Raw genomic sequence first — 12,063 nt, 5'->3', positions numbered from 1 at the left:
TCCACATGGATGTCCAACTTTATTTCTGAAAAAGAAAGGTGCATCCATGTGGATGCAGGAAAGGGGTGAGGCGATGGAACAGGCGATGGCCTATGTGTGTTGTCCAGCAGAGGAAAGCAGAGTGAAGGTGCAGCGATATTGCCGAAAGATTTATGAGTTGGGCTATGTTCCTATTTGTCCGAGATTTGGCTTTCTTCCTTTTCTGGATGAAGGGGAAGCTGAGGATTTGCAGGCATACAACCGGATGTCCCACTTAATCTTAAAGCGGTGCCGGATGGTGGTGGTCTGTGGAAAAGAGGTTACTGGAACAATGAATACCGATATCAGTACAGCAGACCGATTGCATATTATCTGCACCACATTAGATGGATTGATCAAGATTAAAGAAAAGGAATCATAATCGATTCTGCATGGGGGAGTCGATGGAAATCGGTGGAACTGGTTTTGCAAGCATAGCGTTTGGATATCCAAACGCACTTTGGGGAGAACCCCAATCCCCCGGCAGTCGAGAAAGGAGAAAAGAAACATGTTTTTTGCAGGAATGGCTCTTGGAGCAATGGCAGGTGCAGCCTTTGGCATTGGAGTGATGTGCTGTGTGGTTGCCGGAAAGAGAGAAGATCAGCAGATGGAGCAGATGCGGATACGCAGAAAGAAACAGGGAGAACTGAAAACAATCCATTTCCGAGATATGGAAGGGTTGGAGCGGTTCTCCCTTTTGGATGGGGAAAGTCTTTGCATGATAGCAGAGGACGGAACGAAAGAGATTGGGATCTGCCGCTTTGTGGACGAAAGGCAGGTAGATGTGAATGGGCAGGTCTGGGAAATCGGGGAATTCCTTTGGCAGATGGAACGCAGAGGGATTCAGGTGTATCCCTTAGAGACAGCAGAAAAGAAGAAAAGGTAGGTGGTTGAATGAGAAAACGAAACCATGTAGTTCCTGTCCGTCTGAATGCGAAAGAACTTCGGCATCTGGACGGGCAGGTAGCAAAGAGTGGGTTAAACAGGGAGGAATTCTTACGTTCCCTGATTTTAGGCGCACAGCTGCAGACAAAGCCCTGTGAGCATCATGCAGAGCTTCTTCGAAAGATTGCGGGGCTTTGCAATAATGCCAACCAGCTTGCCCATGTCGCCAATGGCACAGGAATGGCAGGGGAAGCCAGCATACAGGAAATGCTCCGGATTTCCAAAGAGACCTGGCGTCTGGTGAAAGAGGAATGGTAGATGGCATATACCAGCGTCCTCCCCGTCCACCGCCTGGACCGTTCCATTGATTATGTGAAAGACCGGGCAAAGACCACCAAGAGTGCCGGCTCCCTGGAAGAAGCCATTGATTATGCGTTGAACCGGGAAAAGACGGAACAGACCATTTTTGAAGATGCCATGGGGTGTACCTGTGAAAATGCTTACGTGGACATGGTAAAGACCAAAGAGCGTTTCCATAAGAAAGACGGGGTGCAGGGATATCATCTGGTACAGAGTTTTGCAGAAGGGGAGGTATCCCCGGAACTGGCACATCTTATTGGACAGGAACTGGCAGAGCAGTTATTGAAAGGACAGTATGAGGTGGTGATCACGACCCATCTGAATACCAGTCATTACCATAACCATCTGGTATGGAATTCAGTGAGCATGGTGGACGGAAAGAAATACCACAGCAATGCCAGAAGTTATTTTACCGAGGTACGTCAGATTTCCGACCAATTATGCAGAAAATATGGTCTCTCGGTGATCCAGATGAATCAGGGAAAAGCCATGCATTATGCCCAGTGGAAAGCAGAAGCGGAAGGGAAGCCTACTTGGAGGACTGCCATCCGCATGGATATCCAGGAAGCCATTGGTGTGAGTTTTTCCTGGAGTCAGTTTGTCAAAGAAATGGAGAAGCGGGGCTATACGTGGAAGCTGAACCGGAAGTACCCCTCCTTAAAGACACCGGGGATGGAGCGGTATATCCGCCTGCGTTCCTTGGGAAAAGGATATGGAGAAGCAGAAATCCGGGAGAAGATTCTGCGCCCAAAGATCCGGCAGGTGTATGGAAACACGCAGATGCAATCTCCGAGACGGAAACTCACCGGACTTCAGAGGCTGTATTATTCTTATTTATATCAGATGGGGGTATTTCCGAAGAAGCCAAAGCGGATTCCCTATGCAGTACGTTCCGATATCCGGAGGCTGGACCAAAGGATCTGCCAAATGGAATTTTTACAAGAGGAAGGGATCACGACCAGGGAAGGACTGACAGCATACCGGAAGCCCTTGGAAGAACAGGTACTTTCTTTGATGAAAGAGCGCAGGGAATTATACCGGAAAGCACCGGGCGGTATGCGCATTCAGGCAATCAATGGGGAATTAAAAGAACTTCGAAAGAAGATCCGCTTAAGTCAGCAGATTGAAAAACAGTCCTTGGAAATGGAAGAGCGGTTAAGGCAGGGAAAGGCACAGGAACAAGAAATGTCCGGGAAACAGCGAAGAGAGATAGAACGGAATCGGTAAGGAGGTGAAAGTGTATGAATTATGGCGGTGATGCGGCGGATCAGATTGTCCGGTATTCCATGGAAGGCATGGAACACACATTACGGATCAGCGGGAGCATTGCAAAAAATCTGGCGGTGCTGATCGTAGCGGTGATGAAGGATCAGAAAAAGACCAGGGGAAAGACCAACCTGCTTCGGATGTTAAAGGAACAGCGGGCAATGAAGTTTTTCACCATTCCTCATGACAGGCTGCGGGAGTTTGCCGGGGAAGCCAAATCCAGGGGGCTTTTGTATGTAGTCATCCGGGATAAAAAGAATCCCAAGTCTGCAGAAATCATGGTGTTTGCCGATGATGCAGCGAAGGTGAACCGGGTGCTGGATAAGATGAATCTGGACTTTGTCAAATCCGAAGCCGGAGAAGCGGTGGTGGAGCAAGCGCCAGTGCGGGAAGCAGAGCGTGTGATCGATGCAGAGTTTACCGAGAAAACCGAAGGAAAGGAGGAGCTTCCGGTAAAGACCGAAAAGGTGGTACTGCCGGAAGGAACCATTGAATTTGAATTAGACGAAGAAGAGCATCTGTTTGATGTGGGGGAAGTTACTCCTACAGGAGAAAATTTTACCCAGGCGGAGAAGGCAGGGAATCTGTCCGGACCTTCCTCGCACAACAGCGCTTCTTTTTCCGGGCAGGAAACTAGCCGGAAATGGGAGAAACCATCTGTCCGGCAGGAACTAAAGAAGATTGAAACCGAGCAGAGACAGCGTAGGCAGACACAGAAGAGCCGGAGAAAACCGAGAAACCAGCAGCGAAAAAAGAAAAAAGTGAAAGGCAGGTAAGGCGATATGGATTTAACGAATATGATCCCAGGTGGAGCGGGGGAAGAACAGGCTCCAGAACAGCGGCTGTCAAAAGAAGAGTATGCAGCCATGAAAAAACAGCAGAGGGAAGAAGTGTGGGCAGAGGTTGATGCCCAGGCGCAGGCAGTGTTCCAAAATGGGGAGTCCTTAAAAGGATTTCTGGATTTTATGGCACAGTGCAACACCCAGAAAACGCCCAACCTTTTGTTGATCTACGGACAGAATCCGCAGGCAACGGTGGTAAAATCCTATGATTACTGGAAAAAAGAACACCGTTCCACCAAAGCCGGGGTGCATGGTTACACCTATATGGTCAGCACCGAATATGAAAAAGACGGCGAGCGGAGGACAGGCTATACCATCAGTAAGGGCTTTGACATCAGCCAGATGAGTGGGAAACCGCTGGAGGAACGTCCACAGCGTTCCATGGAAGAGTTGATCCATGCAGTGTTAAAAGATCAGCCAGTGCAGATGCAGATCGCAGACAATCTGCCGGAGGGCATCCAGGCACAGTATATCCCAAAACAGCGTACCGTATATGTGCGCAATGGCATGGATGAGAATACAACGTTCCATGCGGTGAACCGGGAACTGGCGTGTGCAGCATTAGACCAGCATGATGGGAATTATGTGAGAAAGAAAGTCAATGCCCAGGCATACTGCGCCGCCTATGTGATCGGCAAGCGGTATGGGGCAGACGTGTCCGGTTTTCAGTTTGGGAAAATCGCAGAGATGCAGGCGAACGGTCAGAAAGATCCCCAGGAACTGCGTGGCTTTTTAAATGATGTGCGTCAGGCAGCCTATACCATCCACAACCATATGGAACGAAACTTCGGGGAACAGGAGCACACCTTTTCAAAGGATGATTTTTCCTTTGAGGAACCGCCAAAGCAGGCGCCGAAGAAGGAGAAAAAAGAGAAACAGCCGGAGCGGTAAGTTCTTGAAAAAGTTCCGCTGTTGGGATAGCTATTGCGGGGTTCTTGTGGTATGTTGGGTGTAACAAAGGAGGTGCCCAAGATGGCAGATTACTATTTGAAAACAGACAATATCATGAAAAATATGTTCACGGTGGCATTAAAAGACGAACTGGCAGCCCAGAGTCAGATGGGGAAGGTTCGTCCGGCTACAGAAGCCATGCTGCAGAAAGTCCGGGACTATGAACTTTCTGAGAAAAGGCTTCCCATCACCACAGGAGAACAGCGGGAACTTCGCAATGCCCTCAATCGGCTGCGGGACAAGTATCTGGCCATGGGTAGGTACAGCGATGGCATTGACAGTGTGATCTTAAAGGTCATGAAACCAAACACCAGCAGGCGCTTCTTCTGGTAGCAGAAGGGAGGGATGTCTATGAGGATGTATCATCAGAAACAAGTGGAACAATTACGAAAGCGGTATCCCGAAGGAACAAGGCTCTGCCTGGACTTTATGGATGAGGCAGGGATGCCGCCGGGATTACAGGGAACGGTAGCATTTATCGATGATGCCGGACAGATTCACATGCATTGGGAGAATGGGCGGAGCCTGGCCATTGTTCCAGGTGTGGATTCTTTTCATAGGGTAGACGGACCAGCAAAGGAAGTGCCAAAGAGTGAAAAAGCGAAGAAGGAGCGAAGTCTGCAGAGGTAGCATGGAAACGTTCTGACCTTTGGGTATGGCTGTTGTTTCTGCCCGTTGTCTGGTGGGCAGGCGCCATCACTGCCTGTGCCATCAAGCCGGATACCAATCTGTTACAAATCTTACAAGTGCTGACCGAAAAACTGGATCAGCCATTTTCTATCACTTATACACCGTACACGCTGCGGTGTGTGTTCACATTCACTATTGCCTATGTGTCAGGCATCGGTATTTATTACTCCCAGAAGAAAAATTATCGAAGAGGGGTGGAGCATGGCTCTGCCAAGTGGGGCGATGCAGCTTCCATCTGCAAGCGTTACCGGGACAAGCGGTACACCCAGAATCTCATTTTAACCCAAAACTTCCGCATGGGATTGGACTGCTATAAGCATAAACGAAATTTGAATGTCCTTGTGGTGGGCGGTTCCGGTGCTGGAAAAAGCCGGGCATACGCTGTAGTCAACATCATGCAGTGCAACTGTTCCATGGTGATCACCGATCCAAAGGGAGAACTCCTGCGGAAAACCGGAGGACTACTGGAGCGGGAAGGATATGAAGTGCGGGTGTTTGATCTCATCAACCCGGAAACGTCCTTTTGTTATAATCCCTTTGCCTATGTGCGGGATGATAAGGATGTGCTAAAACTCATCAACAACCTGATCCGTAACACCACCCCGAAAGGGGCGCAGAGTTCGGATCCGTTTTGGGAGAAAAGTGAGACCGCCTTGCTGCAGGCGCTCATGCTGTATCTGTTGCATGAAGCACCGCCGGAAGAACAGAACTTCTCCATGATCATGGAAATGTTAGGCTCTGCCCAGGTAAAAGAGGACGATGAGGAATACCAGTCACCTTTGGACATTCTGTTTGAACGACTGGAGATGCGAAATCCGGAAAGTATTGCGGTGAAGCAGTATGCCATTTACAAGCAGGCGGCTGGAAAAACTGCCAAGTCTATCCTGATTTCTGTGGGTGTCCGTCTGGCAGCCTTTAACTTAAAGCAGATCGCCAATTTAACCTGCACCGATGAGTTGGATCTTTACAGCATCGGGGAGAAAAAGGTTGCGCTGTTTTGCTGTATCCCGGATGCCGATACTAGCCTCAATTATTTGGTGGGCATGATCTACAGTAACCTGTTCCAGACCCTTTACTATGTGGCAGACCGGAAATACCATGGGAAACTGCCCATTCCGGTACACTGCATCATGGATGAGTGGCCCAACGTGGCATTGCCCGATGACTTTGACAAGCTGCTGGCAACCATGCGGTCGCGCGCAATTTCCTGCAGTATCATCATTCAGAACATCGCCCAGATGAAAGCCTTGTTTAAGGACAGCTGGGAAAGTCTCATAGGAAATTGCGATGAATTTTTATACCTGGGCGGCAATGAAAAAGAGGGGCATAAATATGTCTCAGAACTACTGGGAAAAGAAACGCTGGATACCAATACCTACGGGCAGACCAAGGGAAGAAGCGGAAGTTATTCTGTGAATTTCCAACAGTCTGGAAGGGAACTTCTTACCCCGGATGAAGTGCGGCTTTTGGATAACCGGAAAGCGGTGCTGCTGGTGCGTGGGGAGCGTCCTATTTTGGATGAGAAATATGATCTGCACAAGCATGTGAATGTGAAATATACGGAGGATGGCGGTGCGCCTCCCTATGATTATGCGAAAGCACCGCTGTCCCATGAAGATGTAACCATTGATACCAGGAGACTGGATGATTATGAACTGCTCTCAGCTGAGGAAATCCTCGGAGGGGAGCAGTCTTTTTGATTGGAGGAATGCCATTGAAGAAAACAAATGAAATGCCAAAGAATCAAACAGGAAACCATACCACAGTACCGAAACTTATGGGAAAAGGACCTAAATATCCCTTTGCCTTTTATGTGGCGCTGGTACTGTCCATGACCGTAGGGGCAGTTCCGGTGCTTGCCGCCGGAGATCCGTTGGCGGTCATCAACAATCTGTCCACCTTTATCTTTTCCCTGATCCGGGCCATCGGTGTGATCTTATTGGGATTTGGTGTGGTGCAGGTGGGATTGAGCTTAAAAAGTCACGATCCCAGCCAGAGAGCCAATGGATTTCTGACTCTGGCAGGAGGCGTCATCATCACCTTTGCAAAAGAGATCCTGGACCTGATCGTTGGGTAGCAGGAAGAAATGGAAAGGGGCGGGGAGAGACTCTTCCTGCCCCGGCAAAGGAGGTGAAGCTGTTTGAGTGATAACTGGATCGTGCAGAACCTAAACTCTGCACTGAACACCTGGAATGAGAAACTGGCAGAAATCTGGACACTGCTTACCCAAAGCCCGGAATCTTTTAAGGGCGGGGATATTTGGAGCGTCATCACCGGGATCAACGGAGCGCTGACTGCCATTGGATATGGGTTGCTGGTCTTGTTTTTTGCTGCCGGGATTGTCAAGACCTGTGGCAGTTTTACGGATATGAAGAAGCCGGAGCATGCCCTGAAAGCCTTTATCCGGTTTGCCCTGGCGCAAGGCGCCATCATGTATGGCATGGAACTGATGACAGCGCTGTTTTCCATTGTGCAGGGGATTGTGTCTACCATCATGGCACAGTCAGGCATGACAAAGGGTGGCGTGACAGAACTTCCAGCAGAGATTGTAGAGAAGATTGAAGAGGTGGGCATGCTGGAATCCATTCCCTTGTGGATCGTGACCTTGCTGGGAAGCCTTTTGATTACAGTGCTGTCCTTTATTATGATCCTTACGGTATATGGAAGGATGTTCAAGCTGTATATGTACACTGCCATTGCACCTATCCCCATTTCCACCTTTGCGGGTGAACCCTCCCAGTCGGTGGGAAAAAACTTTATCAAGTCTTATGCGGGAGTGTGCCTGGAAGGGGCGATCATTGCACTGGCTTGTATCATCTTTTCTGTCTATGCTGCCAGTCCGCCTGCAGTAGGGGATACTTCTTTGAGTGCGGTGACCATTGTGTGGAATTATGTAGGGGAACTGGTGTTTAATCTGCTGGTACTGGTGGGTGCGGTAAAAGCATCTGACCGGATTGTGAAAGAAATGATGGGATTATAGGAATAGAAAAATAAAAGAAAGAGAGCGAGAAAAATGGAAGTAAAAATGAATAAAGAAATCCGCAACTATCAGGAGTCCATGTTTATGGGACTGAACCTGCGTCAGTGCATCTTTTCCCTGCTTGCCATTCTTGTGGCGGTAGGGATTTATTTTGGTCTGGGAGACTATGTGGGGCAGGAAATGACCGGGTGGCTGTGTATCTTAGGCGCTGCTCCATTCGCAGCCTGTGGCTTCTTTCAGTACCATGGCATGAATGCGGAGCAGTTTGCATGGGCGTATATCAAGTCCGAGTTTTTATACCCCAAGCGATTGCTGTTTCAAAGCGAGGATCTGTACCATGCCTGTATGGAAGAGACTATGAACCTTGGAGAAAAGACCAGGGGAGATGGCTCTGTCCTTTTGAAAAAGAGGGAACAGCGGGCAAGGAAAAAACAGATGAAGCAGAAAAAGAAGTCAGGAAGGAGTGGTGCGTTTGATTAAAACCTTACAGCAGGCATTAAAAATGGACCGGGAGAAGTTCAAAGTCCCAAGGTCTGTCCAGCAGGCGATTCCCATCCAGCGGATCTGGCCGGATGGAGTGTTCCAGTCCGGGACGAAATTTTCCAAATCCTTTCGGTTTTCGGATATCAACTATGCCATTGCAAGTAAAGAAGATAAAACGGAAATGTTCTTAGATTACAGTGAACTGTTAAATGCGTTGGATTCCGGTGCATCTGCCAAGATTACCCTTAATAATAGAAGAATCAATAAGGAAGAGTTTGAAGCCTCCCTGCTGTTGCCGATGAAAGAGGACGGGTTGGATACATACCGGAAGGAATACAACGAAATGTTGTTATCCAAGGTCAGCGGCACCAACAACAGCATTTATCAGGAGCGGTATCTGACGGTCAGTGTCCATAAGAAGAACATTGATGAGGCAAGGACCTATTTTGCCCGTGTGGGAACGGATATCATCACCCATCTGAGCAAGCTGTCCTCCATTGGAGAAGAACTGGATGCGGAACAGCGCCTGCAGATCTTCCGGGATTTTTTCAGGGCTGACCAGCCTCAGTGCTTCCCCTTTGATATGAAGGCGTTTGCCAAACGGGGGAGCAGCTTTAAGGACTGGATCTGTCCCCAGTCCATGGAATTTTCCAAGGACTGTTTCAAGATCAACGAGCGATATGGAAGGGTGCTGTATATGCAGGATTATGCCAGTTATGTCAAGGATGACATGATTTCGGAGTTATGTGATTTGAGCCGGGATCTGATGCTGTCCATTGACATTCTCCCGGTGCCAACAGACGAAGCAGTACGTGAGATCCAAAACCGTCTGCTCGGTGTGGAGACGAACGTGACCAACTGGCAGAGACGCCAGAATGCCAACAATAACTTTTCCGCCATTGTACCCTATGATATGGAACTACAGAGAAAGGAAACAAAAGAGATGCTGGATGATCTGACCACCAGGGATCAGCGGATGATGTTCGGCATCCTTACCATGGTGCATATGGCAGACAGCAAGAAACAGTTGGATTCGGATACGGAGAGCATCTTATCCGTGGCAAGAAAGCATCTGTGCCAAATGGCAACCTTGAAATGGCAGCAAGTGGATGGACTCAATACGGTACTGCCTTATGGCATCCGAAAGATCAATGCCCTGCGTACCCTGACCACAGAGTCCACCGCAGTATTGATCCCGTTCCATACTCAGGAGATCATGCAGCCGGGTGGTATTTACTATGGGCAGAATGCGGTGAGCAAAAATATGCTGGTGGCAGACCGAAGAAAGTTACTGAACGGAAATTCTTTCCGGCTTGGTGTCAGCGGTTCGGGAAAGAGTTTCTCAGCAAAAGAAGAAATTGTGGACCTTGCCTTGTCTACGGAAGATGACATCCTCATCTTAGATCCGGAGTCCGAGTTCGGTTCGCTGGTGGAAGCGCTGAATGGGGAAGTCATTTCCATTTCTGCAACGTCCCATACCCATCTGAACGCATTGGATATGGATTCCGCCTATGGCAATGACAAGAATCCGCTCATTGAGAAGTCAGAGTTTATTTTGTCCCTGTTTGAACAGTTAGTGGGAGCTGGCAATCTGTCAGCAAAGGAAAAATCTATTTTGGACCGCTGTACCGCAGATGTGTACCGGGAATATATCCGAAGCGGTTATAAAAGCGAAGTGCCGACCTTGAAAGATCTGTACCGCCAGCTCATGCTCCAGCCGGAAGAAGAGGCCAGAGGGCTTGCCTTGTCTTCGGAACTGTTTATCAATGGAAGTCTCAATACCTTTGCACAGAAAACCAATGTGGATACGAAGAACCGTATCATTGCCTATGATATCCGGGAACTGGGAGAGCAGCTCATGCCTCTTGGTATGCTGGTTACCTTGGACAGTATTTTCAACCGGGTAATCCAGAACTGGAAGAAAGGAAAGACCACCTGGATCTTTGCCGATGAGTTTTATCTCTTGTTCCGGTATCAGTACAGCGCTGACTTTTTCTACCGGCTCTACAAGAGAATCCGTAAATACCAGGGATTTGTGACAGGTTTAACGCAGAACGTGGAGGAACTTTTGAAATCGGATACTGCAAGACTGATGCTGGCAAACAGTGAGTTTTTGATCCTTTTGAATCAGGCAACCACAGACCGGGATGAACTGGCCTCCCTTTTGAATATTTCCGAGAACCAGTTATCCTACATCACCAATGTAGGCGCAGGAAAGGGACTGATTCGGTGTTCCGGAAATCTGGTGCCATTTGAGAACAGTTTCCCGAAGAATACGAAGCTGTACCGCTTGATGACAACGAAACCAGGAGAGTGTTAGTCGAAAAGATATTTTTTAGGGTGCTGTTGGAATTTCTTCGGCAGCGCCCTTTTGGGAAGGAGGGAATGTAAATGGAAGAAGGACAAACAGTGGAAATCCAGGAAACGAGAGAACCGCTTCGGGAGCAGGGCAGTATCCGGGCATTGCTGGAGCTGTTGGAACAGCAGGGCATGGAACAGGAAAAAAGGGATGTGATCCGCATGGCAGACTATATTGATTCCATGGAAATGCAACTGGGAACCGTCTTAAAAGAATTGGGAGAGGTGAAGAAGCAACTGGGTGTGATGCGGGAAAGTAAGGTCAAACTCTTTGCGGTGAATACAATCCAGAAGGCGGAACATCAGGTGAAAACACTTCGTTTTCAGGTGGGAGAATGGAAACGAAAGTTTGTGGAACGGGCAGAACAGGCAGTAGTTGATTTTAAAGAAAAGGGGAAAGATGCCCTTGCCTGTGCGGTAAAGGGAATACACCTTACCCAAGGCTTGCAAAAAATCCAATCGTCTCTGCATACGGTGATGCTGTCGATGGATCAGAAGATTGACCGTCTGGGGAGCATGGCGGAAGAACTGCATGTTGCCAAAGGGCATCTGAAAAACGCATTTTTGGAAATGAACGGAAAAGATACCGCAAAAATCACAGAGCGAAATCCGGAACAGGGAATAATCTTTCAAACCCAGAAGGTGTTATTCCAATCCATGCGGAGCATCCATCGGCTGGAACAGAAAACAGAACGATTGCAACAGCAGATCGGAAAACTGGAAGAAAGACAAGGGAAAACGATATCTTTGAAAGATATTCTGCAGGAACTGAGACAGGAATCACACCCTCTGAAGCCTGGCAAAGAAGAAAAACAGAAGGCGGCAGTTCGATAAAGAGAAAATTTTCAGAGAGAGGTGAGAACTATGAAAGAAGAAACAACGATTACCTTTTTTGCATCTGAATGCGGGGAGTTTCATGGGATGGAGGAGTGTATTGAATGCACATCTTTAAAAGAAGCATTCCGGCATTACCAGAGATTTTGCAAACGTTCCCCTCACATGGTTCCGTCTTTGGAGTTTTCCCTCCACCATGCAGACGATCCGCTGTATAACGAGGGAGAATATCCATTGGCGACCGGGGAGAAGGGAAAAGAATTATTGTCCTATGTTCCCTATTATGCTAATCATCCGCTGGTGCAGGAAGCAGTAAGGGAACTGGAACAGTTGGAGAGCCAGCAGAAGAAATCAAAAAAGCGAGGAAGGGAACGTTAGAAAGTACAAAAGATGGGA

General features: G+C 48.4%; 15 protein-coding genes. All 15 read left to right on the top strand.

The window, feature by feature from the left end; all coding sequences use genetic code 11:
* Positions 1-73: 73 nt before the first annotated feature.
* On the top strand, positions 74-400 hold the full coding sequence (locus G593_RS0102215; RefSeq protein ID WP_029730583.1) for a DUF7768 domain-containing protein: 327 nt from the start codon (positions 74-76) through the stop codon (positions 398-400).
* 126 nt (positions 401-526) lie between these two features.
* A complete protein-coding gene (locus tag G593_RS0102210; RefSeq protein ID WP_029730582.1) occupies positions 527-904 on the top strand; it encodes a hypothetical protein in 378 nt (125 codons plus the stop codon).
* An 8-nt stretch (positions 905-912) separates the two neighbouring features.
* Positions 913-1,221, top strand: a complete 309-nt coding sequence (locus tag G593_RS0102205; RefSeq protein ID WP_029730581.1) for a plasmid mobilization protein — start codon at positions 913-915, stop codon at positions 1,219-1,221.
* Complete coding sequence (locus G593_RS0102200; protein ID WP_029730580.1) at positions 1,222-2,490, top strand: relaxase/mobilization nuclease domain-containing protein; 1,269 nt, start codon at positions 1,222-1,224, stop codon at positions 2,488-2,490. It abuts the gene before it with no gap.
* Positions 2,491-2,504: 14 nt separating this feature from the next.
* A complete protein-coding gene (locus G593_RS0102195; RefSeq protein ID WP_029730579.1) occupies positions 2,505-3,305 on the top strand; it encodes a PcfB family protein in 801 nt (266 codons plus the stop codon).
* A 6-nt stretch (positions 3,306-3,311) separates the two neighbouring features.
* Positions 3,312-4,262 carry an ArdC-like ssDNA-binding domain-containing protein gene (locus G593_RS0102190; protein ID WP_029730578.1) on the top strand — a complete coding sequence of 317 codons (951 nt, stop codon included), beginning with the start codon at positions 3,312-3,314 and terminating at the stop codon, positions 4,260-4,262.
* 81 nt (positions 4,263-4,343) lie between these two features.
* Positions 4,344-4,655: a hypothetical protein gene (locus tag G593_RS0102185; protein ID WP_029730577.1), complete on the top strand. Its 312-nt coding sequence runs from the start codon at positions 4,344-4,346 to the stop codon at positions 4,653-4,655.
* An 18-nt stretch (positions 4,656-4,673) separates the two neighbouring features.
* Complete coding sequence (locus G593_RS0102180) at positions 4,674-4,952, top strand: DUF4314 domain-containing protein (RefSeq protein ID WP_029730576.1); 279 nt, start codon at positions 4,674-4,676, stop codon at positions 4,950-4,952.
* 32 nt (positions 4,953-4,984) lie between these two features.
* A complete protein-coding gene (locus tag G593_RS0102175; RefSeq protein WP_029730575.1) occupies positions 4,985-6,712 on the top strand; it encodes a VirD4-like conjugal transfer protein, CD1115 family in 1,728 nt (575 codons plus the stop codon).
* A gap of 8 nt (positions 6,713-6,720) precedes the next feature.
* Positions 6,721-7,089 carry a hypothetical protein gene (locus tag G593_RS0102170; RefSeq protein ID WP_029730574.1) on the top strand — a complete coding sequence of 123 codons (369 nt, stop codon included), beginning with the start codon at positions 6,721-6,723 and terminating at the stop codon, positions 7,087-7,089.
* Positions 7,090-7,152: 63 nt separating this feature from the next.
* Positions 7,153-7,992 carry a hypothetical protein gene (locus G593_RS0102165; RefSeq protein ID WP_029730572.1) on the top strand — a complete coding sequence of 280 codons (840 nt, stop codon included), beginning with the start codon at positions 7,153-7,155 and terminating at the stop codon, positions 7,990-7,992.
* Positions 7,993-8,025: 33 nt separating this feature from the next.
* Positions 8,026-8,472 (top strand): PrgI family protein, encoded by a 447-nt coding sequence (locus tag G593_RS0102160; protein ID WP_029730571.1) that lies wholly within the window; start codon positions 8,026-8,028, stop codon positions 8,470-8,472.
* Positions 8,465-10,795: a VirB4-like conjugal transfer ATPase, CD1110 family gene (locus G593_RS0102155; protein WP_029730570.1), complete on the top strand. Its 2,331-nt coding sequence runs from the start codon at positions 8,465-8,467 to the stop codon at positions 10,793-10,795. The genes G593_RS0102160 and G593_RS0102155 overlap by 8 nt, the downstream gene beginning before the upstream one ends.
* Before the next feature lie 71 nt (positions 10,796-10,866).
* A complete protein-coding gene (locus tag G593_RS0102150) occupies positions 10,867-11,667 on the top strand; it encodes a DUF6674 family protein (RefSeq protein WP_029730569.1) in 801 nt (266 codons plus the stop codon).
* A gap of 30 nt (positions 11,668-11,697) precedes the next feature.
* Positions 11,698-12,045: a hypothetical protein gene (locus G593_RS0102145; RefSeq protein WP_029730568.1), complete on the top strand. Its 348-nt coding sequence runs from the start codon at positions 11,698-11,700 to the stop codon at positions 12,043-12,045.
* The last annotated feature ends 18 nt before the right edge of the window (positions 12,046-12,063 follow it).

This window comes from Dorea sp. AGR2135 (assembly GCF_000420885.1).
GTDB lineage: Bacteria > Bacillota > Clostridia > Lachnospirales > Lachnospiraceae > Dorea > Dorea formicigenerans.
Note: the sequence above shows the minus strand (reverse complement) of the source record. Positions and strands in the feature narration are given on the sequence as shown.